We start from the raw sequence: 25,839 nt of genomic DNA on the forward strand, positions 1-25,839 counted from the left end.
CAATGAGTCACGATAACGAATTGGTTGGCCGCGGTGCGGTCGAATTGCGCCGGATGATCGGCGCCAAAGAGATTTCCCCCGTCGAGCTGCTCGACGCCTGTATGGCGCGAATCGAGGCGATCAATCCCGCTGTCAACGCGATCACGGCGACGGATTTTCCGGCCGCGAGAGAAGCCGCCAAACGCGCGGAAAGCATGTCGACGGTCTGAATCCATGTCGGACGAAACTGTCGGCGTTGTCGTCAGCCGGTGAACTCATGAGCACAATGAAATTCGATACTGTCGTACTCGGTGCGGGCATCGTCGGGGTAAGCGTCGCCGTCCATCTTCAGAAACGCGGCCGTCAGGTTGCATTGGTCGACCGCAAGCTGCCCGGCAATGAGACGTCGTTTGGCAACGCCGGACTGATCCAGCGTGAAGGCGTCTACCCGTACGCGTTTCCGCGCGACCTCGGTACCTTGCTTCGATACGCACGCAACCAGTCGCCTGACGTTCGGTACCACGCCAACGCGATGCTCGAGGCGATGCCGTTTCTGTGGCAATACTGGCGCAATTCTCATCCGGCAAAGCATGCGGCGATCGCACGGTCCTACTCGACGCTGATCGAACATTGTGTGACCGAGCATCGCGCGCTGGCCGCCGACGCCGGCGCGAGCGCGTTATTGCGCCCGATCGGCTGGATGAAGATATTCCGCACCGAAGCGGTCCGCGACAAGGAAACGCGGATTGCGGGGCAGTGGCATCAGGAATATGGCGTCGAGTTCGAGTCGCTCGACCCGGCGCGTCTGCAACAGCTTGAGCCCGATCTCGAGAGCAGCCTGATCGGCGGCCTGCGTTACACGGCATCCGATTCCGTGAGCGATCCGAATGCGCTGGTTACGGCTTACGCAAAATACTTCGAACAGCTCGGTGGACGTTTTTTCATCGGCGACGCGAATACGTTGCGCGATCATTGGCAGGTCGATACGAACGCGGGCACGATCGCGGCGTCGTCGGCGGTGGTCGCGCTGGGCCCATGGTCCGATCAGCTGAGTTCGCGGCTGGGTTATCGCCTGCCGCTGGCTGCCAAGCGCGGGTATCACATGCACTATGGCTCGCAGCCAGGAGCACGTCTGAATCATCCGGTCCTCGATGTCGAAGGCGGTTTCTTGCTGGCGCCGATGACAAAAGGTATTCGCCTCACGACAGGTGCCGAAATCGCGCGGCACGACGCGCCGAAAACGCCCAACCAGCTCGCCGCGGTCGAACCGGTGGCACGCAGGCTGTTCCCGTTGGCCGAGCGTCTGGACGCCGAGCCATGGATGGGCCGGCGCCCCTGCACACCCGACATGATGCCGATCATCGGGCCGGCAGGAAATCATAAGGATTTGTGGTTCGCGTTTGGTCATGCGCACCACGGGCTGACGCTCGGTCCCGTGACTGGCCGGTTGATCGCCGAGATGATGACCGGCGAGGAAACGCTTGTGGATCCCCGGCCGTTCAGGGTGGGCCGGTTTTAGCAGCGTCGATCGGGCTGGACCTGCGCCAGGACCTTTCGGCACTCATCGGATCGCTAACGTCGCGTTGAAAAGCATGGAGTCCCGGCACGGTTTGCTGTGCAAGCTCCAGCCTGTCGAGATCCCGTCCGGTGACTATCACCGTATTACCCTGAGCGACCAGCTGCCGTGCCAACTCCATGCTATCCCGCTTGTCCCGCCCGTAATCAATATGGGCGGCCAACAATCTGGATGCTGTAGAGAAGGCACGTCGAGATTTTGATCAGCCCCCCGCGTAACGGCTGCCGACATGGCATTAATCGAGGCTTCAGCGGCCGGCAGCGTCTTCGCGCCCGGCTACGCTCCCCTCAGCGGGAATGATCACGGCAGAGGCGACCGGCGAATGGACCGTCCATCCGATGGCACTGTACAGCGCAAGGCCGTCGGCCGTCGCCACCAGAATGCCTTGCTTCTTTCCCCGCGCAACTGCCTCGCCGCTCAATAACTTCATGATTGCGCTTCCCAGGCCACGTCTGCGGTGTGATTCATGCGTGACGATCTGGTCAAATATGCACGACTCGCCGAATTGGGCGCACTGACCGCCCGCAGCTATCTCACCCGCGGCATCCTCGACTTGGACCCGGAGAATTGGCCCCTCGTCAAATACGCGTGCGGCATACCCGTTCGGAAGGATGCGCTCGCCTTGCGAACATTCATTGTCGGCCAACGCTGCCGTCATCATGAACACCGGAGCTTCCACGGTCCAGGTCTTCGGAAGGACTTCAGCCACGGTCCGCGGCTCGGCGCAAACCTTGATGAAAGTCCATGGGGCATCGATACGGGAAGCCAGGTCTGTGACGACTTCTGGCTGGAATGCCGGCAGCACATAGCGAGCGTTGTGTTGAGGTAATCCGACGTCGACCCGAAAACCCATTGGTAAGACTGTCGGGGCGGCCGTTCTTCGCGACAGCGCCCAGCCTGTTACCCACGCTTCGACGATCAGAGGATCAACCCGATGAGAGGCCAAGGGTTTAGGCATTTGCATTGTCGATACTTCCATCCAATCCGTCCCACTTACATAGCCGGCCGCCGAAACTCCCCGTGCTCAAACATTCCGGCGGTTCAAAGCACCCCTTCAGGCGTCGTCGACATTGCCCGATGCTCAATTCGAGTATTCGGCGAAGATAGTGATTAAAAGCACAGAGCACGTCAAGACTGCGGAGATATGCGCGAGCTGCCGGCTTCGCCGGACCGGTGCCCGGTCGAGTGCGGGCCGGCACGCAAGCTCCATTTAGGACAGTTCGAACACGCAACGTGGCGCTTGCTATTCGCCAACCTTCACACTGTGCATCGGCTCCTCGCCAAGGGTCGCCGACGCGGTCCTCGTCGATATCCATGCAAGGCATAAAGCAATCGCGACCACGCCAGCGCCTGCCCACGGCGTACTGAGCAGCGCGCCATTGTCCACCAGAAGTCCTCCAAGGCCCGCGCCCAGGGCCACGCCAAGATGCATGGCGGAAACGTTGATGCCGATGCTGATGTCGGCCTGATCCGGCGCGCTGCGTATCAGGTAGTTCTGGACGATCGGTGAAATGGACCAGCTCAGGCATCCCCACAGCATCATGGCGGGCAGGAAGAGGAGGGGCGCGCGGCTTGTCGCGGGGAGTGCAACCATTGTCAACAGAAAGACCGCAGGGCAACAGGTCAGCGCACGCGCCGCGCCTGCCCGATCGGAAAACCAGCCGCCCAGCCACGCGCCTATGACGCCTGCCACGCCGAACGCGACATAGAGCAGAGTCAACGTGGCCGCGCCCGGCGAATAAACGGCCTGCACATACGGTGTCAGATAGGCGAACAGCGTAAAGTGGCCGCCGATCATCGCAACCGATACCAGTTGCCCGGTGAGCATTCGCGGATGCGTGAGCTGGGTCCAGTACGCGCGAACGGACATTGATTTGCGCGATGCAGACAGCGGCAGCCGGCACGCGAGATAGCCCGTGAGCGGCAATGCCAGAATAGCGATACAGGCGAATACCGCTCGCCAGCCAGCCCAGTTATTGATGACCATGCCTACTGGCACGCCCAGCACCAGCGAGCCGCTGATGCCCATGAAAACAATCCCGATAGCCCGTCCGCGACGGGCGGGAGGCGTGAGTTCGGTGGCAAGCGTCGTGGCCAGCAGAATCACTGTTGCGCAGCTGGCAGCCATCAAGACTCGCGCGGCGAACAGGACGCCGTAACCCGGACTCATGGCTGCCAGCAGATTGCTGAGCGCGAAAGCGCCCAGGGCGCACAGCAGCAGACGTTTGCGCTCTCGATGCGATAACCACGCGGACACGCAGAACGCAGTCAGTGCGAAGACGCAGGAAAAGATGGTGGTGAGTTGCCCAGCAGACGCAAGCGAGACATGAAGGTCCGTTGCGATTGACGGCAGGATGCCAATGCAGATGTTTTCGTCGATGCCGGCCAGAAATACCGTTGCTGCCAGCAAGTACACACGCGTGTCCATGAAATCCCTTCCGATGTGATGGATGACGCGGCGAACATGCCTGATGCGTCATCGTCAGTCAGTTGGGTTTCGAGGCGTGACCTTCGGTTATCCCTGAAGGTTGGACATTATCGAAGTTGAGTGGAGGATGCAACCAGCAGGGGTTTTGTCGCAGTAAAACACGATGGCCGAGAAAACCATTCCAGGCGCATCGGCCCGGTTCGCCCCATCACGAACATCCCGCGCGGTACGCGCGAATGTCTGTTCAACGGCGGGACACGGCAAACTACTTTTCCCGCAAAGGATAGCCAAGATCGCGTTGCACCGCTCAGGGCGGCCATGATGGCGTGACGGTGTCCTTTGGAGCGAACTCATAATTTACGCCTTGCCAGTTGAATAGCCATACCCCGGTCACAATGCAAGCAACGGACCCGACTAATACGATGGCAACAAGAATTTTCGTCGCGCGTCTCATGTGAACTCATTTCCCCCTCTGGCCGTTGCGAGATTTTTGCTGCCTGCTTCGATGACGCAATCACCCATCAGCATCGACGCGTCGCTCATTCAGTTCGCTCGACAAATTGCGCGCGATCAAATGGCGCCTCGTAGGGATCCGGCCAGAATTCGACCATGCGGGTGATTTTGCCATGTTCGACCGTAAAGAAAGAGATTGCTCTTGCGTGCTGGACGCCGTCGGTGACAGACACATCCGACACAGCCTCTTTTTCACTCCCGACGATACGATTGATCGTGAAAACCCAAGGACCTTGCGCCGGGTATTCTGTGTTGAGTCGAGCAAAATTGACAGCGCCCCGGATCCGCTCTTTCGATTGAGGCCACTCAAGGACAAAGTCCTGCGCGAGAACCGCCGCGACGGCGTGAAAATTGTTCGTCGCCATGAGACGCCAGAACGCTTGAACCACATGAGACGCGATTTCGGGAGAGGGAGTCATGATGTCGTCGGCGTCACTGACCGTCTATTCCCATTGCTTTCAACCTCGGCGTAAAAGTGCGCCCGCACTGCCTCTGCATTTGTCGCTCCCTTTCGTGCTGAGCTCGACTGGCCCACAAATTCGGCAGTAAATCTCGCGTTAGGTCCGGAGCGTGTTCGACGCCCAAGTCGGTAAACTTTTGTGCGAGCGCCGGATCACCTAGCGGATCTTTGTGCCCAGTCATATGCGCAATAGAAGCCTGCAGTCCAAGAAAAATCATAGCCGCGGGGTATCCCTGATCGGCCGCCTTGCGGTACCAGACAATGCTCTGAGAATCATCACTGGGAACACCCCTGCCCTGTTCATAATCGAGCGCGAGCATGAACTCCGCGTCGGGTCGTCCCTGTTCAGCCGCTTTACGGAGCCAGACAGCCGCCTGGGCGAAGTCCTTGGATGGACCGATCACATATAGGAGCCTGCGCATCACCTGGCTGTTGGCATCATCTTGCTTTACCTGCTTATGCATTGACGAATTGCCAGCATTATTCGTTTGAAGTTGGGCACAGCCGCCCGTGACAGCAACCGCAATCACCTGCCCCGCAATCGTACGGCAAGGATTCCATATATCTCTTTGCGCCATTGAAATCACGATCCGAAATTTGCGTTAGTCCGGCTATTGTCGCCGATTCGTCCAGTGTGGTCGAACGTCCCGTGTTGGGCGTGTGGAGTCGGACGACGGCTGGTCCAGGCCGGCCCTTCTCTGCCGTTCGTCATCCACTACGGCAGACGGCAGCTTCCGAAATACACAGGTCAATCTTTGCGGCGTAGCGTCCTGCCGTGAGGTGACCACGTAAACGGCGCTGACCGCAAAAACGCACGCGATCAGCGAGCCGGACGACCAGGGCGCCCTATTCGTTAGGCATGCTTCATTTGCCAAGCATATCTAATCGCCTTGACAGACGAACGCTCGATGAGTGACCAATCGATTTATGAACCCAAATATTAGCAATAGTATTAACCAGATGCCGAGCAGAAAACGCACCTGCCCAGCACTCACGAGCAGCCGCCAGACTGTCTCTCATGCCTACATAAGGGATTACACTGAGACGACTAATTGATATTATTGACTAATATTATTACCTGACAAGGCTGCCGCGCCGCCGTGCGTCATCGAAGGCTGTCCGGCTGGGCAAGCAATTGACGCAACTCTTGACAAGTAACGATTCCCGGCAAATCAGTTCGTATAGCTAAATTATACGAACCTAATCAGAAGCGTGGTTCCATAGGAGGAGGTCATGATGTCCAGAGGAATTGGATTAATTGCTGTTTTGTTAGCGATGACCGTCGGGCTTGCCGCATGTAATGGAGATAGCAGCGGTACGTCCGCATCTCAAGCGACAGGCGTGTCGAACGCGAGTTCGTCACCGACGGATGCTGCAGCCCAGTCAGCCCACGCAAATGACAGTACAACAACGGAAGAAGCTACGGCGATTCCTCTACCCTGCGACGCCGCCGCAACGGCCAGCACACCGTGCTCCGCGGCACACAGCGTGACACGCTTACTAACAAGGAAGTACAAGGGTCCGCTATTCCGGGTTCAACGGGCGTCTGACAATGCAACGCAGGACATCTATCCCTATACATCGGGTAACTTGCCGAACGGCGCTGACCACACGCTGATTGGCTCAACCAATGTCAAAAGCGCAAACGCGTTCTGCAACAATACAAGCTGTTCCGTCACGTACATTTACGATCAGATCGACCTGGTTGCACCCCTCAAGGGAGGTGCGTTTGGCAATGTGCCGGCCACCCTCACACTCAACCAGGACGGAACAGAGTCATTGACCGTTCCGAATAGCACAGGGTCGCAAAAAACGACGACTGTTCCGGTCATCAACGGCTTTGCGACGATCACGCTTCCGGGAACCGCAGGCGCGCTGACCGTTCAACTGCTCCAGCCCCCCACCGCGCTGACCACCCAGTCACCGACCCTCCAGTTATCGATCGGGAACGATCTGCCGGCGCTCTCCGGCACGCCGGCAAAGCTAGGCTTCGTGCCGCGGCAAGGCGACCAGATTCCGGCTCTGGGCACGTTGGCGGGGCAAGCGTACCGCAACAGGTTCGGCACGGTGAACCAGTCAATCGGTGATAGCGAAATCGCCGAGTATATGGTGGCGGGAGCGCACTATAGCCAGTCATCCACGTGCTGCGGGACTTATGGAAATATGGAAAGCAGTGCCAACCCGGGCACCTATGCACACGGAGAAGTCGAAGGTGAAATGTTCGCGCTGGCGTTCTCAAACGGCAACGCAGCTGTTTTTGGCTACTGTGATGGTGATTCGAACCAGGCACCCAACGTAAAGGACCCCGTATGCAACGCACTCGATATTAACTGGCCGGGTGTCGACGCGGAGGCAGGCGTTTATCTCTACGGCCCGCAACAGCCTCCGAAAGAAAAGTTCGTCACGGTACTGTCCAAGTACTCGCCGGTGACCGCATCAAATCTTTTCGCTGTCAAAGGCGGCTCTGCCTCGCAGAGCGTACTCACGGCAGTCTATGACCAGGCGCCCCCAGAAGCCTTGATCTTTGGCAACGACGCGGGTCATGCATTTAACGGGCAATGGCAAGGTGGTCTCTCGCTTGGCGAAGGCGGCGATGGTAGCGCTGCTCCCATCCAGTTCTTCGAAGGCGCGGTGATCACCAAGACGACATCCGACACGACCGACAACGCAATCCAGGCAAGCATTGCAAGCTTTTATGGACCGCCGGCGGATAAGGCCATGGCCGCGTGCTATGCAAACAATCTGGTCAACTCGCCGCTGAGTCTCGCCACACCAGATGCATGGTCCCAGCAAAATGGCGGCACCGCCGTGCCTGCGACCGATATCTCGGGAGCAAACAGAGGTGCCGCAACGGTTACCAGCACGAACGGCTCGTCAGTCTCGAATGTCCGCGAAATCATCAGGGTTCAGGGCGGCCAATCGTATAGTTTCACTGACTACGTTCTCGCTACCACCAACGCGACGGTCTTTCCTGGCGGATCAATCCAGACCGATGGCCCGAACGGCGCCGAATTTGCGTGGGTCCTCAATACGAATACGGGCGCTGTAGTGCGAGGGACATGGGGTGGCGGACAGGCTACCGCGCTGAGCGCGGTGAAATCGGGCAAGTGGTGGAAAGTGACGATGACCCTCACCGCTCCCGCGGGATCAAACAACGCGTCAGTTTTTATCGATCCACCCACGTCTAATGCTGCTGGAGATCGCTCACAGCAAGCGCCTTACTTGAGCGCAACGCATTATTGCCCAAGCCTTGCAATCTTGAGCAACTCGGGAACGTAGGCGTGAACCCGGCAGTGGTTTCCTGAGACATCAGATCCTAAGGGAATGAAGTCACGGAAAACACAAAGAAGAAATCGGCAAGGTGTTCGCCAGCAAATTACGATCTGTCGGTTCGGATGGTGCTCCTGCACCGTCCGAACCGGAATCGTCATGGAGAATGTCCGGTCCGATCGCGCTAACTTCGCTTGCGGGGAAAGATTTTGATTAAATGAATGCGCGCCCCGCACCCTCCACTGCATCAAACCCACATCGATCCTCTTAAACAATCATTCGCTGCTGGTCCACTCCACGTTTGCACCGACCGAACGCAAATTTTCCACAAAATTTGGGTGTGCACGGCGGATCGGCAGCGCATTCATGATTTCCGAACGCCCCTCGATACTCGCGGCAACCATGAGCAGCGCGATTGCCACACGAATGATGTACGGACTCTCGACTTTCGCGGCGCTCAACGGAAGTCCGCCGAAAGTAATCAGACGATGAGGGTCCGACAGGAACACATGCGCGCCGAACTTGGAGAGTTCAACAGACCAGCCCATTGCCCCGTCATATACCTTGTTCCAGAACATCGCGCTGCCTTCGGCCTTGACGCCAAGCGCAATGAAAATGGGCAGCAGATCGACGGGTAGATACGGCCACGGCGCCGCTTCCACCTTGGTGAGAATATTCTGGGTAAAAGGCCGGCGCACTCGCAGCGGACCTTCCCGAACGGCGTGCGACCAGCCATCGCGGTGCACCACCTCCACCCCGAACTTCGCGAAGGTTCGGTCGATAAGCGGGAACTGCTCGGGCGCGGTGTTTTTGACCGCGATGTCGCCCCCGGTGATTGCGCCAAGCGCGAGAAAAGTTGCGATCTCGTGGAAATCCTCGCTGAAACGGAATTCGCCGCCCCTGAGTTTGTGGCCGCCTTCTACGCTCAGGCGCGATGTGCCAATACCCTCGATCGGGACACCCAGCTTTGCCAGAAAACGGCAAAACTCCTGCATGTGAGGTTCCGACGCTGCATTGACCAATGTCGACGTGCCATGGGCCGACGCCGCGCATAGCACGAAGTTCTCGGTGGTGGTGACCGATGCATAGTCCAGCCAATGCTGATTCGCAGTCAATTGCGTGGCTGCGCGCACGATAAGCGAGTCGGCAGTGCGCTCGATGCATGCGCCGAAACGCTCGAATACCTCGACGTGCGGATCGATCTCGCGTACGCCTAGCGTACAGCCCTTTACGTCGTTTTCCAGACGTGCAACGCCGAAACGGGCCAGTAACGGTGGTACCAGCATGATCGAAGAGCGCATCTCCTCAGGCAATCTGTGCGTGACGGGATCGAACGCCGTCGCGTGGTGATGCAGATCGAGAATGCCGGCGGCAAAATCCATCGACACGGAGCTGCCGAGCATGCGAAAGATCTCAAGGATTTTCTTGACGTCGGTGATTTCAGGTACACCGATGAGACGTAGCGGCTGATCGGTAAGCAGCGTGGCACAAAGGACGGGCAGGACAGCATTCTTGTTGGCGGACGGCACGATCTGGCCGCGTAACGGCAGGCCGCCATGTACGATCAGGTTGGACATGTTGGGCGAAGGCTGGTGGATTAGAGAGCGAGGTTAACATCATGCCATCGGACCGTGTGCGGAAGATAGTTCGAGATTACGTCTCTTTTTCTCGAGACAGGACAGCGCTGACACAGCAATGCGTGAGCGGTAGAAAGGCGCCGACGCATCGCTGTGCAAGCACGGATCGTTACTGTTTCAGCAGCTTCACAATGGTCAGCGTTCCATCCACATTTTCGACTCGAACCTTGACCTTTTCGCCCTCCTTCACCTCTTTAACCATCGACGCATCCTTGGCCTTGTAGGCCATCGTCATTGCCGACATCCCGATGTTCTTCAGCTCACCGTGCTGAAGCGTCACCATCCCGGTCGACGGGTTCACCTTCTTGACGACCGCATCGGTGAGCGCGGCATTGTTCTGCGCCCCGGCATCCGTTGCGCTGCCATTCATCTTCATGCCGGCCATGTCGTCCGCCGCTATCGCCGCGCCGGCGAACGTAAGACCGGTACAGACCGCAGCCGTCAGGGTGATCAACTTCTTCATTGGTTTTCTCCAGAGTGAGTTTGCGGCACAAGCGTGCCATGGGGTACTACACGAGGTTGAAGTGCTTCTTGCGTGTTTGCTTTCATCGGCACAACGCGGCGGCGTTGCAGCAACAGCCAGGCCGCCGGAATGATGAGCATGGACAGGAGCGGCGCGGTCACCATGCCGCCAACCATCGGCGCGGCGATGCGCTGCATGACTTCGGAGCCGGAACCATGCCCGAGCATGATCGGGATGAGGCCCGCCAGGACAACCGCGACCGTCATCGCCTTGGGTCTCACTCGCAGAACCGCGCCTTCGCGGATGGCATCGAGAAGCGTCTCTTCAGTAAACGGCGCCCCTTCTTCAAGCCGACGGTTAAGCGCACCCTTCAGATACAGCAGCATCACGACACCGAACTCGGCCGCCACGCCCGACAACGCGATGAATCCGACTGCTGTGGCAACGGACACCGCATGCCCAAGGATCCAGATCAACCAGAACCCTCCCACGAGGGCAAATGGCACCGTCGACATCAGCAATAGCGCGTCGGCCGCCGAGTTGAAGGTCAGGAAGAGCAAGACAAAAATGACGACGAGCGTCACAGGAATCACAGTTCGCAGCTTCGCAGCCGCGCGCTCGAGATACTCGAACTGACCCGACCACGCGATGGAATAGCCAGGTGGCAATACGACATGCTGCGCAACAGCGATCTGCATTGCCTTCACGGCCGATTGCAAGTCGGTGTCGCGAATGTCGACGTAGACGTAGCCGGATAGCCTGGCGTTTTCGCTACGGATCATCGGCGGCCCATCGGAGATCCTGATCGTGGCGACGTCTCCTAGCGTGATCTGCGCGCCGCGGTCCGTTACAACCGGCAACTGACGTATGTTGTCGACCGAGTCGCGGACCTCGCGTGGATAGCGGATGTTGATCGGAAAGCGCTCCCTACCGGCGATCACCTCGCCGACGTTATCGCCACCCACCGCAGTCGATACGACGGACTGAATGTCGTTCACCGACAGGCCATAGCGAGCGGCCGCGAGGCGGTCGATGTCGACGTCGATGTAGTGACCGCCGTTCAGGCGCTCCGCCAGTGCCGACGTGACGCCTGGAACGTTCTTCAGAACGGACTCGACCTGCGTGGCGATCCTGTCGATCTGCCCGAGGTCCGCGCCGGAGATTTTCACCCCGACGGGCGTCTTGATCCCGGTCGACAGCATGTCCAGACGATTGCGGATCGGCGGCACCCAGACGTTCGACAGGCCCGGAATCTTTACCCGCGCGTCCAGTTCGTCCACCAGCTTCTCCGGCGTCATGCCCGGCCGCCATTCGCTGCGCGGCTTGAACTGGATGGTAGTTTCAAACATCTCGAACGGCGCGGGATCGGTCGCGGTATCGGCACGTCCCGACTTGCCGAACACGGTCTTCACTTCCGGAACCGTCTTGATGAGGCGATCTGTCTGCTGCAGCAGTTCGGCGGCTTTATCCGCGGAGATGCCGGGTAACGCCGTCGGCATGTAAAGCAGGTCGCCTTCGTCGAGCGGCGGCATGAATTCGCCCCCGAGCCGCGACACGGGAATCACCGTGATGGCGAGCGCTAGTACTGCCAGCCCGATTGCCACCCACGGCCGGCGCAGTGTCGCTTCGAGCAACGGACGGTAAATCCGGATCAGCACCCGGTTGATTGGATTCGCATTCTCATGCGGAATCCGGCCGCGGATCAGATAGCCCATCAGAACCGGCACGAGCGTGACGGATAAGCCGGCGGCAGCGGCGATCGTGTAGGTCTTGGTGAACGCGAGGGGCGCAAACAACTTCCCTTCCTGGCCTTCGAGCGAGAACACCGGGATAAACGACAGCGTGATGATCAGCAGTGAAAAGAACAGCGCCGGACCGACCTCGGCGGCAGACTGCGCGATCAGTTCCCATCGCTGGGCGGTCGTGATCGGCGTATCGGGGTGCTTGTGGTCGTACGCTTCCAGATGCTTGTGAGCGTTCTCGATCATCACAATGGCTGCATCGATCATCGCGCCGATCGCGATTGCAATACCGCCCAATGACATCAGGTTTGCATTGACGCCCTGATAACGCATCACGATGAATGCGGCCAGCACACCGAGTGGCAGCGACAGGATCGCGACGAACGCGCTGCGCAGGTGCAACAGGAACACCGCACAGACTAATCCGACGATGATGAACTCCTCGATGAGTTTGTCCTTGAGGTTGTCGACTGCGCGTTCGATGAGTTGCGAGCGGTCATAGGTGGTCACGATCTCGACGCCCGGCGGCAGAGACTTCTTCAGATCGGCGAGCTTCGCCTTGACTGCTTCGATGGTCGTCAGCGCGTTCTTTCCCGAGCGCATCACGATCACACCGCCAGCCACTTCGCCTTCACCATTCAGTTCGGCAATGCCGCGGCGCATTTCAGGTCCGATCTGGATGCGGGCGACGTCGCCAAGCAATACCGGGGTACCCGCATTGTTGGTACGCAGCACGATGTTGCGGAAATCACCGAGCGAGTGCAGATAGCCCGATGACCGGACCATGTATTCGGACTCGGCCAGTTCGACCACTGAACCGCCCGATTCCTGGTTCGCCTTGCCGATGGCATCTGCGACGGCAGCCTGGGTGATGCCGTAGGCGCGCAGCTTGTCCGGATCCAGAACGACCTGGTATTGCTGCACCATGCCGCCGATGCTGGCCACCTCCGAAACGTCCGGCACCGACTTGAGCTCGAACTTCAGAAACCAGTCGTTCAAGGCCCGAAGCTGCCCAAGATCGTGCTTGCCCGTGCGGTCGACCAATGCATATTCGTAGACCCAGCCGACACCCGTCGCGTCTGGCCCCAGTGAGACAGTCGCCCCGGGGGGCAAACGGCTCTGCACCTGGTTCAGGTATTCGAGCACGCGAGAGCGGGCCCAGTACTGGTCCGTCTTGTCATCGAATAGCACGTAGACGAATGCATCCCCGAACGACGAATAAGCGCGGATAGTGGTGGCGCCTGGTACGCCCAGCAGTGTCGTCGTAAGCGGATAGGTCACCTGGTCTTCGACGACCAAGGGCGCCTTGCCCGGATACGATGCCTTGATGATGACCTGGGTGTCGGACAGGTCCGGCAGCGCGTCGAGCGGCGTCTGCGTCAGCGAATACACGCCCCACGCGGTGACGAGCACCGTCGCGAGCAGCACGAGGAAGCGGTTGTAAATCGACCAGCGAATGATGCGTGCAATCATTTCGAGCCTCCGACCGGTTCGACCTGCGTCAACTGGTAGCCGTCATCGGACGGCTTGAAGACGAAATGCACGGACTCGCCCACCTTGACGTCAGGAAAGGCCGTCGGAGACGGCTTGCCGAAGGTCATGGTCATCGCGCCCCAGCCCAGCGCCGGCACAGGCTGGTGCGAGAACGTGATATCGCCGGCGGTGACTTTTTCAACCTTGCCGGTTGTTTCGTAGGTTTGCGCCGCAGCGGATGTGGATGCAGAAGAAGGTGCGGATGCCGGCACACCAGATGCCACGCCTCCTTCGAGTTTCGGCAGCACGGACGTCAGGCTCGCTTCCGAGTCGATCAGGAACTGGCCCGATGCGACGACCTGCTGACCCTCAGCCAGCCCGCTCGTCACTTCAGTGTTGTCGCCGCTATCGTTACCGACTGTGACCTGAACAGGCTGCAGCCGGCCATCGCCATTCCTGACGATGACGATCGAGCGCTTGCCGGTGGTGATAACCGCTTCAGACGGCACAAGCAGCCGCGAGACCGGCTTCGCTCCGCTGACCCGTGCGCGCATCAGCATGCCGGGCGTCAGCTTCAGCCCGGCGTTATCGATTTCGAGGCGCGCCTGCAGCGTCCGGCTGTCCGTACTGATGCCCGGCAGGATTTCACGGATACGGCCGCTAAAGTGTTGCGACGCGTCGCCAGCGAACGTCGCGTCGACCATCATGCCCGGCTGCACTCGCAGTGCGAGCGACTCAGGTATCTCAACGATCAGCCACAGCTTTGAAAGACCCGCGATCTTGGCGAGCGTTTGTCCCGGCGCCACCATCGCACCATCGCGGACATTGAGTTCCGTCAACACGCCGGCGTCCTGGGCGAATAACGTGACGTGGGTCTGCGCCTTTCCGGTTCGCTCGAGGCTCGCAATAAGGCCGTCCGGAATCGACAGCGCCTGCATGCGCGCACGGGCTGCGGCAAGCAGGCCGGTATCCATGCCCCCGCGCTTGAGCGCAAGGTATTCTTCCTGTGGCGCCAGCCAGTCGGGAACGAACAGCGACGCAATCGGCGCCCCCTTCGCAACACGTTGCATCGGAGCGCTGGCGTACAGGCGGTCGATATAGCCCGTCACCCTCGACTGAACGACATCTGCCATCGACTCGTCGAACTGGGTGGTTCCGATCGCGTCGAAACCTTCAGCGGTGTCTTGCAGGACCACCGTCGCGTATCGAATGCCAAGATTCTGTTGAAGCGTGGAGTCGACCTTGATCCCGTTTGAACCGCCTTCGTCCGCGAAGACGGGCTGAAGCGCCATATTCATGAAGGGCGATTTGCCGGGTTTGTCAAAGTGCTGGTTGGGCACCATCGGATCGTGCCAATAGAGCACTTTGCGACCCGTGTTTGGATCGACCTTATCGCTGGGTGCGGATGGCGTCGCGGCCGCGGCTGACGCCATGGGTGCATCCGTTGCTGCACGATGCGTGCCGATCATATAGCCGGCGCCTAGCAGCACGGCCGCAGCGAACACGGCTGCCACCGCGCGTACGATCAGTTTCTGGTTCATGTTTTTCTCTTTACTGGCCGGAGGTCAGATCGGGCGGCAGAACCTGGTATTCCAGTTGCGCCCAGACGAGGGAAACGTCGTGTTCAAGGTTCAACACCTGAAGGTCCGCTTCGAGCTGTGTGTGTCTCGCATCCAACGCATCGGCAAGCGTCCCTGCACCCGACCGGTAAGCGGCATTGGCCAACTGCACTTTTTGTTCAGCCGCGGGAAGAACCGTTTGTTTCGCGTTGGTTAAACGTTCCCGGCCACTGGCAAGCTTCGCCGTCAGACTCTGGATATCAGCCACCACCTGCCGCTCGGTGTCTTCATAAGTGAGCCGCGCCTGCGTACCCGTCTCGGACTTCTGCTCGACGTCGCGGTCTTCGACGTTCCTGCGGTGGATCGGCAAAGGGATGGAAACACCGACCGAGACGTAATCCGGGAATTTCCCGCCGCTCTTGAAGTAGGTCAGCCCCCAGGTCCAGTTCGGGTTTCTGTTGCTTCGGGTAACGTCCGTGTCGGCGTCGGCGAGCGAGATCGCTGCGCGGGCTACGATCAACGACGGCTGAACCTGAGCGAGTTGCTCGACGCTTAAACGGGATACGTGTGACTCAAGTTCCGGCGGAGTGCCAGCCACTTCGAGCACGTTGCCCGCCGCCGTCCAACGCGACAACGCAATCAACGCGGTCTTCTCGTCTTGCCGCGCATTGATCAGTTCGTCACGCGCATTCCCAAGCGTCAGGTTGGCCTGAGCGACATCGACCGCCGTCCCCTTTGCGCCACGGTAGGACGCCTGCCTTGCCGTCAGTTCCTCGCTCAGATGGTCCACCAGAGCCTGGTTCAGAGCGACGGCTTTTTTTGCATAGAGAGCGTTCAGCCAGGCCATAGCCGCCTGCTGACGGACCTCGGCCACTTTTTCAAGGTACGTTGATTTGTCGCGCTCTACGGCACGATTGGCGAGCGTCGTCTGCAGTTGGCGCTTTTTCGGAGACACCCATTCCTGCTGGATGCCGATGCCGCGCATCGTGAAATTGTCTTGCCCGATGGTGAACGCATTGGCCCCATTGACGGGTAAGTCCTGGACACTCAGATTCAGCGTCGGGTTGGGCAGTTGCCCGGCTTTGACAACCACGTCCGAACTTCCTCGAACCGAGGCTTGCGCAGCCTGGATCAAGGACGAGCGGCTGGTGGCAATTTGCAGCGCCTCGTCGAGCGTCAAGCCCACGTCCTGGGCGTGCGCCGCACGGCCAGCCGACAGGCCGAACGCGAAAAAGAGGGCACACGAGCGAGCCCAGGCGCGCCGGGACGCCGACGTGCCGATGATGGAAAGCATGTTCTAACCTCGAATGGTCGAGCCGTGTATCGCCGAGCGAGCGGACACACGAACTCACGTCCCGAAACGGGACGACATCACCGCGCAAAAACGGTGAACCAGAACGATGGAGTTAGAGGGACTGCGGTGGACGCCAGAGGCCATCCGGCTCGCGGATGGAGAGCGACTGTGCGTAATGGAAGCTGACGGGGACAAACGACCCGGCGGGTCGAGTCACGGTAGGAGAAGAAACGGGGTGATAGAGGCTACCCATCTGACACTGGGCACTCACCTTGCACAGCGATACCTTCGACTTGCCCTGTTCGCCGGATGGTGGATTCATCGAATCGCAGCCGGGCATCTGAGCCGACATGGCCGCCGTGTCGCCGGCCATGGTGGATTCCATCGGGCACGCTCCAGTCGTGCCGCTCGCTGCCAGCCCACTTAGGGGCAGCACCGCACACAGCAGCAAGACGAGAAGTGTCCGCAGAATTTTCATCGCAGCAAGTATAGCGCAGCCATTTCAATCTGATTGGCGGCCTTTTTCGCTCATGGTTTGGTTATTGCCTGCATGATTGACCTTCCCATTGGGGGAAGGTCAAGTCTTTTATCGAAAAAGATCGCGATGAGTAGAAAGGCCATCTAACAACGGCGGATTCAACCGGTCGTTGCAACACCTCTGTTCCAATACGGAATCTGAGAGTGGAGCAATATGGAACGGCAGAGAAAGTATTGGCTGAGTGCTGAGCGGAAGAACGATATCTGGAGGATGTGGCGCGAGGGCGAATCGTTGACCACCATCGCTTCGTCGATTGGCGACTTGCCGCCCATCAGCGGAGGTTTGCCAAATCGAACATTGAGGAAAGCGTGTCGCCGAACTGGGTCCGACGACCTTTGGTTCAGATCGACCCAACGCGATCCTTCGCTCTTCCGCGTAGCGGTCATTCAACATTGGGTCGTATTAACTAGCGCCTGCTAGCCGCGAAACCAGGGCGCCAGCCGTAACTACTCTTGCGCCCCATGCGCCTGAAGCGCTTGTTCGCTTCGTGCTTATTCGCGGCTAGTTGTCATCTTTACCAACGCTTATTGGCCGGCGGCCGGCGACAATACGCTCGGGGTCGCCAGCGTGTTGTTGCTCTTGGGAGCGCTGGTGCCAGACGTCGAGCTGCTGTTCGTGCCATTCGGCAGGCCGGAGTTCGGCGACTTAAGGGCCATGCCGCTGTCCGAGTTGGTGGTGCCTGGCGTGCCGTAGCCGCCCGTTGCACCGTTCACCTGGTTCGTCTGGTTCGTCTGGTTCGCCGGGCTAGCCGTACTGCCGGCCGTACCGCTGCCGTTTGAGCCTCCGGCCGTCTGTGCATACGCGCCGCCCGACAAGGTGAGTGCGGCGAGGGCCGCGATTAATGTGCTGGTTGCCTTGCTCATGATCTGTCCCTCCTGGGTTGGACTAGAATATAGACACAGACGGTCGCCGCCTGCTTGACCATAAGTTCAGCAAGCACCGTGCCGCGTGTTCTTTGTCCTCACCGACCGGCACTGGTCGCACGTGGTCCATTGAACTCATCGCGCTACCGCTAATTGAAGCGATTAGCCCCCGGCTCGCTTCGCGTTGTGGCCGTACTTCCTGAGCGCTTCGATGACCCGCTCGCAATGGTCACCCTGCACTTCAATCACGCCATCCTTGAGTGTTCCACCAGAGCCGCAGGCCGCGCGCAACTGTTTGCCTAGCAACGCTAACTCAAGCGGATCGAGCGCCAGCCCTTTAACGAGCGTCACGCTCTTCCCGCCCCGGCCTTTGGTCTCGCGACTCACCCGCACTACGCCATCGCCTGCCGGTAGTGTCCTGGCAACCGTCTTGCAGACACATTCCGCGAGCGTCTGCCTGCATTCGGGACACATCCGCCCGCCTTCGGTGGAATAGACAAGGCCGCCTTTGGGGCTACTCTTCATGATTGGTTTATTCAAAGACGCGCTTAAGTCGGGAATCAGGACGAGTTTAGCAGTTGCGCCTTAGCAGCCGCCCCTGCCCAAGTCCGGTCAGATGATCAACGATTACAAACATCGCCGAATGATCTCAGCATCCTTAACTGGTTCTTCGGAATAACGTCCATCATGCGAGTCGATGCGATATACCTGGACCTCAAACGGTATGGAGAAATTGACGGTTACTTCATAGTTCTCCCCCTCGCGCGGGGTAAAACGAAATGCGGTATCGAACTGATCGTAGCCTGGGGAACTCACTCGCAAGGTGAGCATATGGTTCGCTTGCATTCTGAGCTCGAAATAGCTCCTGTCGATGTAAGTCCCATCAATCGGCATTCCCAATCGAGGCTGCTTTCGATGCGATGGAATCAGAATGATCGTGCTGTCGTTAGCGGGTGGAATGTCAGCAAAGCCGATTGGATCACCACCCTTCGGATCACTCGGGACATAGCACGCCGGCAACGCGGGGGGTTGATACAAATGGAATCCCCCGACGTTAATCTCGCGAAACCGTATGTTTGCCGTCGGCGTGCCCGCTGGTGGCGCGTAGTTCGTCGAGACGGCACATCCAGTCACAAGGCTACAGATGGCGAGCACCGTCAAACGGCCTAAAACATTTTTGATTTTCATTTTTGCTTTCATCACGGCAACAACTCCTGCTTGACGTCGATCGTGCCGCTATAAGAATTGGGAATCGCCCACGCCTTCCCGGTTTGCGCCGGCATGACGATGCGATCGGACTCCGAGGTAGCCGAATACACAATGAAGTATCGCGCGGTCGCTGGAACAGGAAAGTAACCTTGCTTGTACCCGCCTTCGATGAACGTCGATCCGGTTGTGCCGTTGAATGATTCGACACTGCTGACCAGGTGCTTGTCGGCATCGAGGAAGATGACAAACGGCTTTAGCACCGTTGCCAGTGGCAGCCACGAACTCGAAAACCATGTGCGCACGCGCAATGCAGTTGCTGTTGGCTGCGGCTCTATGGAGAATGCTGCATACACGCCGAGCCCATCTGGAAATCGGGCGACCGCTGACTTATCCGCGTCGAAGGCGATGGTTTTCGCTTCGTTCAGAGGCAGTGCCTGATAGGACATCTCGGCGTAACTTTTCACCCCGACCCGCGATTCGGGCAACGGCGTCGCAATAATCTGCCGGGTCGCGCAGCCACTGAGCGCCAAGCAAGTGAAACCGATGCACACCTTTATCCATAGCTTCAACACTGCCTCCGTCCGCCAATTCACGACTCATTTTCCTGATTACGGCGGAGGTGTGCATTTCTTTAGAAAAACTGTTCTTGTGTCGTATGCCGAAGCTCAACTAAAGGGCGCCTTTTCCGGATCTGCCGCATATTTGTCCCGGATTGCGTTCACGCAGCTGGTGAACCGCGTGCGGAAAGCAACGGGATCGATGCTCGGCGGTGTGAGTCCATTCGAAGTAACGTTCCATCCGTCGGACGTGCGGCTGACATCCAGATCGAAGGGGGTGCCCTCGTCTTCGAGAATCACCGTCTCGCGCACCTCGCGGCCCTCGGCGCGGATGATCGCAAGGCATCCCTGATGAAGCTTGCCAGGCGTATGCGTGTTGCGGCTGCCCGTGCCGACGCTTTCCGGGGCGGCGCCGTACATCCGTAGCGATTCGAATTGGGGCGGCGTCGCGGCGATCACGAATGCGACATCAGCGTCTGCTATTTCGTCGCTACAGCCGGTGAGCAAGGTGCAAATGGAAGCCAACGTGATGCCGGCAAGAGCGTGTCGGAGACTCGATGTGTGGTGGCGTAGCATGGCTGGTCCAGAAATTCGCGGCACGTGGCCGTAGGCGTCATGTCAAGTGCTCGCTCTAGTGAGGGCATCTCGACTCCACCGCGGCCATCGCGACTATAAGAATATCCGATCAGCATGACAAAGATTAAATCACCAATGTGGAATGGCCGGATGAACGCGAACACGGTTCGACGGCGCTGACGAGCCGCGAGTCCGCACGTACGCGCGGCACACTCGCCCGGCGATGGCTCGCGGTTACTTGCGCTCGCCTTCCAGCACCGCATCGGCGCACGCAAGAAAGCCCCTGATCAGACGCCCGCGCGGCGACGTCGATCGACACCGCGCGTTCATCCCTGAACTGCTGTGCTTGCCTCCGTCCACTTAAAGGCGTGCGACATCGACGATGGCATCGACAAATGCCTTCGGTGCTTCTTGTGGCAGGTTATGTCCGATGCCGCCGTCGATGTTCCGGTGCAGATATTTGCCGGTGAACTTCTTCGCGTAGGCTGCCGGCTCGGGATGCGGGGCGCCGTTGGCGTCGCCCTCCATCGTGATGGTCGGAACGGAGATAGTCGGCGCCTTCGCCAGACGCGCTTCGAGCGCGTCGTATTGCGGCTCGCCCTTGACGATGCCCAGACGCCAGCGGTAGTTGTGAATCACCACCGCGACGTGATCCGGATTGTTAAACGACTCAGCCGAGCGGTCGTACGTCGGATCGTCGAAATTCCATTCAGGCGAAGCGAGACGCCAGATCAGCTTGTTGAAATCGTGGCGGTTCGCTTCATACCCCGCATGGCCACGCTCCGTGGCGAAATAGAACTGATACCACCAGGCCAGCTCGGCCTTCGGCGGCAGCGGCGCCCTGTTGGCTTCCTGGCTACCGATCAGATAACCGCTTACCGCCACCATCGCCTTGCATCGTTGCGGCCACAGCGCGGCAATGATATTCGCCGTGCGCGCGCCCCAGTCGAAACCGCCGAAGATCGCCCTGTCGATCTTCAATGCATCCATCAATGCAATGATGTCGACGGCAACCACGGCCTGCTGCCCGTTGCGCGGCGTATCCGCGGACAGAAACCGTGTTGACCCATAGCCGCGCAGATACGGCACGATGACCCGATAGCCCGCAGCGGCAAGCAATGGTGTGACTTCGGCGAAGCTGTAGATATCGTAGGGCCAGCCGTGCAACAGGATGACCACCGGTCCATTCTGCGGACCCGCTTCCGCATAACCCATGCTGAGCGTTGCGGCATCGACCTGGCGAAGATTGTCGAACGAAGCAACACGCGTTGCCGCTTTCGTATCGGCTGGCGTGCCGTTCGACTGCGCTTGCGCGAGGCTGCTCAAACCCAGCTCCATCAAACTGATACCAGCAACTGTCGTCCCAAGCAAACGACGACGTCGAGTATTGATCTGATCCGGCATCACTGATTCTCCACAAAGATTAGCCACATAAGCGCAGGGCTTGCCTCGCTTGCGAAGCCAGACAATCTGGCCTGGAAGTATTAAAACCCGTGGACGTATCTGCCATGTGTCTGCGCGGAGCGCCAGTGAAACGTTATGTATTTATCGGCGGGAGAGATACATTGAGATACAAAGACGGCGAGGCGAGCATTCAAGCTCGTTGACGAAAAGCTGCGGCATACAGCGCAATCAGCGAGCGACTGGAATCAGGCCGCCGCCTTTCAACACAAGCCTGGCTTCCAGGCCGCCATCCGGCCGGTTATGCAACGACAGCGCCGCATCCATCGCCAATGCGAGTTGCCGCGCAATCGCGAGGCCCAGCCCGGTACCGCCGGTTCCGCGGTTGCGCGATCCTTCCAGCCGATGGAATGGTTCAAACACCGCCTCCAGCGACTCAGCCGGTATACCCGGCCCACGATCGAGCACGGACACCATCACGTGCCCTTCCTGCGAAGCGGCGACCTTAATCTCGGCCGCCCCACCGAACTTCAGCGCGTTATCGACAAGATTGCCCACGATCCGGCGCAACGCCTGCGGACGCGTTACCAGCGCGGCGTCGATTCGACCTTGCAGCGAAACATCCTTGCCGGCATCGACATAGTCGAACACGAGGCTGTCGAACAGCGCATCCGGATCGATACGCAGGGGTGCCTCACTGGCGCCGTGCATGGTGCGCGCGTACGTGACGCCCTCCTTGACCATCGTTTCCATTTCCTGCAGGTCCTGCTGCAGCTTGGTCCCCTGCGCGCTTTCGTCCATCACGTCGAGGCGCAAACGCATGCGGGTAATCGGCGTTTGCAGGTCGTGCGAAATCGCCGCGAGGATCTGCAGGCGCTCGGTCATGTACAGCCTGATACGGTCCTGCATGGCGTTGAACGCGCGCGCCGCCCGCGCCACTTCGTCCGGTCCGTCTTCGGGCAGGCGCTCCGCTTTCAGGTCGGGGCCTAAAGTATCGGCCGCTCGCGCCAACACGCTCAGCGGGCGCGTTGCCAGCCGTACCGCCAGCCAGCAGCATGCGGCCAGCACCACCAGTTGCAGCACCAGCACCCACGACAACCACGGCGACAGCGGCGCGCCAGGCATCGGGTGGTAGTCAATCGTCAGCGGTGTGCCGTCACTCAATTGCAGATGGACCTGCAGACGGTCCGGGTCACCTGGGACGGCGTTAGCCGTTAGCGGATAGCGTTTGCCAATGCCGTCAGCGATTGATTGAGCCACCCTCTCTGAGAGCTTCGCATCGGGCGGTGCGCCGGCAACGCCGGGCCCCAGATTGAAGGTATAGGTGCGCCGCGCCAATCTCGGCAGCCATTCGGCGCGTTCGTTAGCGGGCAAATGATCCAGCAGCGCGACGGAACTGGTGACCTCGCGTTCGATGTAACCCATCATCACGTTCGTCATGGTCTGGTCCCGTTCCGTCATGGTGAGCCAGACCGACAGCGTTTGCACCAGCGCAAGGCTGACAAAGAGAATCAGCGCAAGCCGCGCGAACAACGTGCGCGGCCAACGCAGCAAGGCATTCAGCTTCACGGATTGCCTTCGATCATGGTTACGGCCGCCGAAAATACATAACCTTCGCTGCGCAGCGTCTTGATGTAACGCGGCTCGCGCGCCACGTCCTGCAGGCGCTGCCGCAAGCGGCTGACCAGCAGATCGATCGAGCGGTCGAACGGATCGGCCTGGCGGCCCTGAGTCAGATTGAGCAATTGATCCCGCGTGAGCACGCGCTGTGGATGATCGAGAAACACGCGCAGCAAGCGGTACTCCGCGCCGCTCAGGGCCACCATGGTGCCTTCGGCGTCGAGCAGATGGCGCGCGGTGGTGTCGAGCCGCCAGTCGCCGAAGCCGATTATCGGCGCGGTTTCCGTCACCTGCATACCGGGCGGCAGCATGCGCGCGCGGCGCAACACGGAGCGGATGCGCGCCAGCAGTTCGCGCACCGCAAACGGCTTGGACAAGTAATCGTCCGCACCCATCTCCAGCCCGACAATGCGATCCGCCTCTTCGCTGCGGGCGGTCAGCATCAATACCGGCACCGAACGGAATTTGCCGGCACGCAGCTCCCGGCACAGCACGAGCCCGTCTTCGCCGGGCAGCATCAGGTCAAGGACGATCAGATCCGGCGCACCCTGTTCGAGGACCGTGCGCATCTGCCGGCCATTGGCGGCCAGCGAAACGCGCATCCCGTTCTTCTCGAGATAGGTTGCGAGCAATTCGCGGATGCCGCGATCGTCGTCGACGATCAGCACGTGGTCGGTGTTTTCCATCAATGGATCAATCCTTTCGACGATTGACGCGCACCCGGTTCACGTTGACCAGCGAACAGTGCACGGGGTGCGCCAGTTCCGCTGCCAAGCCGCCCGCCAGGAAGGCGAGAATCGCCATGAACCGTCTCATGCGTCCTCCACGATGGACAGGCTGGCGCCATTGGCAACAGTGGCCTCCAGCGTATACGGGTCGACGCCCTCCAGGCAACCGATGTTGACCCGCCACAACTGTGGATCCCTACGCGTCTGGTGGAACGGATAAATGCCGCAATGCTTGCAGAAGTAATGCTTTGCCGTGCGCGTATTGAACTGGTAGAGCGTCAGCGCTTCCTCGCCTTGCAGGATCTTCAGTTCGCTCGCGGCAAACGGTGGCGTCATCAGTGCGCCCTTGCGCCGGCACAGGCTGCAATTGCAACGCGCAGCCGGCAGGACGTCGGTACGGACTTCAAATTTCACGGTCCCGCAATGACAGGATCCTTGCAGCAGTTCGGTGCTCATGGGGTGCTCCGCGGTAGGCATGGCTGCTTTATAGCCCAGTACGCGCGACGCTTTGTATCGCAATGTATCTGGGTATTCCACGGACACAAAACATTGCACCCACGCCGCCCCGGCGACACAAGTCAGATATGAACGGGCGTTCCAATGCAGCCATGCTCACCGCGGGCTGCCCGCCATGGCGTCCTGGCCTGCACCCGGATCGTCCCTTTCATGAAAGGACTCTGACATGCTCTCCCGACGCAAAACCGCCGCTACCGTCGCCCTGTTCGCTTCTTCGATTGTCCTTCCGCGTCAGTACCGAACGTTGCTTGCGGTGACCAGGGGCAATGCTTGCGTCACCTGTCCGTCGACCGTGGCGCCGGCGAAGATAAAATTCGGCGAAAGGTGAGCGTTGATGTCCGCGGGGAAGTTGAGCGCGGGCTTCGACACTTCGTCGAGCATCGCGATCTGCGCAGCGGTGAGCTCGAGGTCCAGTGCACTCAAGTTGGTCCGCAGTTGATCGATACGCCGTGCGCCGATGATCGTCGAGGTCACGCCGCGCCGGTTGTGAACCCATGCGAGCGCGACCGCAGCGGGGCTCACCTGAAGTTCGGCCGCGACCGCCACAAGCACGTCGATCACCGGAAACTCCTTGTCGCCCGGCACACCGACAAGCGCCGAGCGTTCGGACTTCACGGCTTGAGTGTTTTCGCGCGTGTATTTGCCCGACAACCAGCCGTTCTTCAGCGGACTCCACGGCATGCCGCCAATGCCGAATTCTTCGGCCATCGGTATCAGTTCGCCTTCGGCCGTCCGCTCGAGCAGCGAATACTCGACTTGCATCGCAATGATCCCGTTCCAGCCGCGAAACTGCGCCATGGTCTGCGCTTGCGCGACCTTCCAGGCTGGCGTGTCGGAGATCCCAATGTAACGAATCTTGCCGGAGGCGACCAGGTCGTCGAGCGCGCGCATCGTCTCGTCGATCGGTGTGTTCCTGTCCCAGTTGTGAATCCAGTAGAGGTCGATGTAATCCGTCTGCAGCCGGCGTAGCGACGCTTCGCATTGTTCGACGATCGCCTTGCGTCCGGCGCCTCCGCCATTCGGATCGCCAACGTGCAGGTTGCCGACAAACTTCGTCGCAATGACGCTGCGATGGCGGCGGTCCTTGCGCGCCGCAAAGAAGTCTCCGATGATTTTTTCCGAATGGCCCAACGTATAGATGTTGGCGGTATCGATGAAATTCCCACCACGCTCCAGGTACTCCGAGAGTATGGCTTCGGATTCTGCGGGACTCGTGCCCCAGCCCCAGTCTTCACCGAAGGTCATCGTCCCAAGACAAAAGGGACTCACGCGCAAACCAGAGGATCCGAGCGTGACGTATGAATCGAGCGACATAATGTTTCTCCTGGAAAATGAGCCGACTGGCTAACTCCCATGAGACCATCGCGCGAGTGCGGAGCGGTAGACCGAAACTCGCAAGCTCTTGCACAATCCTCTCGGATTGAGCGGATTCGGGCA

The 25,839-nt window shown here is 59.6% G+C and carries 22 protein-coding genes and 1 pseudogene; 3 read left to right on the forward strand and 20 right to left on the reverse strand.

What is annotated here, in order from left to right; all coding sequences use genetic code 11:
- Positions 1-2: 2 nt before the first annotated feature.
- Together PQQ52_RS08270 and PQQ52_RS08275 are read left to right on the forward strand one after the other, a co-directional pair.
- Positions 3-191: pseudogene (locus PQQ52_RS08270) on the forward strand (amidase); the annotation flags it as partial.
- Between the two features lie 74 nt (positions 192-265).
- Positions 266-1,498: an NAD(P)/FAD-dependent oxidoreductase gene (locus PQQ52_RS08275; protein ID WP_408209580.1), complete on the forward strand. Its 1,233-nt coding sequence runs from the start codon at positions 266-268 to the stop codon at positions 1,496-1,498.
- A 304-nt stretch (positions 1,499-1,802) separates the two neighbouring features.
- Here PQQ52_RS08275 and PQQ52_RS08280 read toward each other — a convergent pair whose 3' ends face one another.
- The 4 genes from PQQ52_RS08280 to PQQ52_RS08295 all read right to left on the reverse strand — a co-directional run bounded on the left by PQQ52_RS08280 (position 1,803) and on the right by PQQ52_RS08295 (position 5,534).
- Entirely contained in the window at positions 1,803-2,534 is a 732-nt protein-coding gene (locus PQQ52_RS08280; protein ID WP_408209005.1) for a GNAT family N-acetyltransferase, read from the reverse strand.
- 264 nt (positions 2,535-2,798) lie between these two features.
- On the reverse strand, positions 2,799-3,983 hold the full coding sequence (locus tag PQQ52_RS08285; protein ID WP_408209008.1) for an MFS transporter: 1,185 nt from the start codon (positions 3,981-3,983) through the stop codon (positions 2,799-2,801).
- 539 nt (positions 3,984-4,522) lie between these two features.
- Positions 4,523-4,915: a nuclear transport factor 2 family protein gene (locus tag PQQ52_RS08290; RefSeq protein WP_408209010.1), complete on the reverse strand. Its 393-nt coding sequence runs from the start codon at positions 4,913-4,915 to the stop codon at positions 4,523-4,525.
- A 13-nt stretch (positions 4,916-4,928) separates the two neighbouring features.
- Complete coding sequence (locus PQQ52_RS08295) at positions 4,929-5,534, reverse strand: tetratricopeptide repeat protein (protein ID WP_408209013.1); 606 nt, start codon at positions 5,532-5,534, stop codon at positions 4,929-4,931.
- 655 nt (positions 5,535-6,189) lie between these two features.
- On the opposite strand from PQQ52_RS08295, the gene PQQ52_RS08300 reads away from it, so the two are divergent.
- A complete protein-coding gene (locus PQQ52_RS08300; RefSeq protein ID WP_408209016.1) occupies positions 6,190-8,235 on the forward strand; it encodes an arabinofuranosidase catalytic domain-containing protein in 2,046 nt (681 codons plus the stop codon).
- A gap of 266 nt (positions 8,236-8,501) precedes the next feature.
- On the opposite strand, the gene PQQ52_RS08305 is transcribed toward PQQ52_RS08300, so the two are convergent.
- The 16 genes from PQQ52_RS08305 to PQQ52_RS08380 form a co-directional block, all read right to left on the reverse strand.
- Positions 8,502-9,803, reverse strand: a complete 1,302-nt coding sequence (locus tag PQQ52_RS08305) for a UDP-N-acetylglucosamine 1-carboxyvinyltransferase (RefSeq protein WP_408209019.1) — start codon at positions 9,801-9,803, stop codon at positions 8,502-8,504.
- A gap of 169 nt (positions 9,804-9,972) precedes the next feature.
- On the reverse strand, positions 9,973-10,326 hold the full coding sequence (locus PQQ52_RS08310) for a copper-binding protein (RefSeq protein ID WP_408209022.1): 354 nt from the start codon (positions 10,324-10,326) through the stop codon (positions 9,973-9,975).
- Positions 10,323-13,541 carry an efflux RND transporter permease subunit gene (locus tag PQQ52_RS08315; RefSeq protein WP_408209024.1) on the reverse strand — a complete coding sequence of 1,073 codons (3,219 nt, stop codon included), beginning with the start codon at positions 13,539-13,541 and terminating at the stop codon, positions 10,323-10,325. The genes PQQ52_RS08310 and PQQ52_RS08315 overlap by 4 nt, the downstream gene beginning before the upstream one ends.
- A complete protein-coding gene (locus PQQ52_RS08320; protein WP_408209027.1) occupies positions 13,538-15,082 on the reverse strand; it encodes an efflux RND transporter periplasmic adaptor subunit in 1,545 nt (514 codons plus the stop codon). Before PQQ52_RS08320 ends, PQQ52_RS08315 begins: the two co-directional genes overlap by 4 nt.
- 10 nt (positions 15,083-15,092) lie before the next feature.
- Positions 15,093-16,394, reverse strand: coding sequence for a TolC family protein (locus tag PQQ52_RS08325; protein WP_408209029.1), 1,302 nt, complete (start codon positions 16,392-16,394; stop codon positions 15,093-15,095).
- 112 nt (positions 16,395-16,506) lie between these two features.
- The gene (locus PQQ52_RS08330) at positions 16,507-16,872 is read right to left on the reverse strand and encodes a hypothetical protein (RefSeq protein WP_408209031.1); all 366 of its coding nucleotides are present in this window, start codon (positions 16,870-16,872) and stop codon (positions 16,507-16,509) included.
- Between the two features lie 584 nt (positions 16,873-17,456).
- On the reverse strand, positions 17,457-17,795 hold the full coding sequence (locus tag PQQ52_RS08335) for a hypothetical protein (protein ID WP_408209034.1): 339 nt from the start codon (positions 17,793-17,795) through the stop codon (positions 17,457-17,459).
- Between the two features lie 162 nt (positions 17,796-17,957).
- Positions 17,958-18,320, reverse strand: a complete 363-nt coding sequence (locus PQQ52_RS08340; protein ID WP_408209037.1) for a translation initiation factor Sui1 — start codon at positions 18,318-18,320, stop codon at positions 17,958-17,960.
- A gap of 102 nt (positions 18,321-18,422) precedes the next feature.
- Complete coding sequence (locus PQQ52_RS08345) at positions 18,423-18,998, reverse strand: hypothetical protein (protein ID WP_408209040.1); 576 nt, start codon at positions 18,996-18,998, stop codon at positions 18,423-18,425.
- A complete protein-coding gene (locus PQQ52_RS08350) occupies positions 18,995-19,576 on the reverse strand; it encodes a hypothetical protein (RefSeq protein ID WP_408209042.1) in 582 nt (193 codons plus the stop codon). The genes PQQ52_RS08345 and PQQ52_RS08350 overlap by 4 nt, the downstream gene beginning before the upstream one ends.
- Before the next feature lie 93 nt (positions 19,577-19,669).
- Positions 19,670-20,020 carry a hypothetical protein gene (locus PQQ52_RS08355; protein ID WP_408209045.1) on the reverse strand — a complete coding sequence of 117 codons (351 nt, stop codon included), beginning with the start codon at positions 20,018-20,020 and terminating at the stop codon, positions 19,670-19,672.
- A gap of 477 nt (positions 20,021-20,497) precedes the next feature.
- Positions 20,498-21,541 (reverse strand): alpha/beta fold hydrolase, encoded by a 1,044-nt coding sequence (locus PQQ52_RS08360; RefSeq protein WP_408209048.1) that lies wholly within the window; start codon positions 21,539-21,541, stop codon positions 20,498-20,500.
- A gap of 228 nt (positions 21,542-21,769) precedes the next feature.
- The gene (locus PQQ52_RS08365) at positions 21,770-23,107 is read right to left on the reverse strand and encodes an ATP-binding protein (protein WP_408209051.1); all 1,338 of its coding nucleotides are present in this window, start codon (positions 23,105-23,107) and stop codon (positions 21,770-21,772) included.
- A complete protein-coding gene (locus tag PQQ52_RS08370; RefSeq protein WP_408209053.1) occupies positions 23,104-23,844 on the reverse strand; it encodes a response regulator in 741 nt (246 codons plus the stop codon). The genes PQQ52_RS08365 and PQQ52_RS08370 overlap by 4 nt, the downstream gene beginning before the upstream one ends.
- A gap of 126 nt (positions 23,845-23,970) precedes the next feature.
- A complete protein-coding gene (locus tag PQQ52_RS08375; RefSeq protein WP_408209055.1) occupies positions 23,971-24,342 on the reverse strand; it encodes a GFA family protein in 372 nt (123 codons plus the stop codon).
- A 291-nt stretch (positions 24,343-24,633) separates the two neighbouring features.
- The gene (locus PQQ52_RS08380) at positions 24,634-25,716 is read right to left on the reverse strand and encodes an aldo/keto reductase (protein ID WP_408209058.1); all 1,083 of its coding nucleotides are present in this window, start codon (positions 25,714-25,716) and stop codon (positions 24,634-24,636) included.
- Positions 25,717-25,839 lie beyond the last annotated feature (123 nt).

It is taken from the genome of Paraburkholderia sediminicola, assembly GCF_046030555.1.
Lineage (GTDB): Bacteria > Pseudomonadota > Gammaproteobacteria > Burkholderiales > Burkholderiaceae > Paraburkholderia > Paraburkholderia sediminicola_E.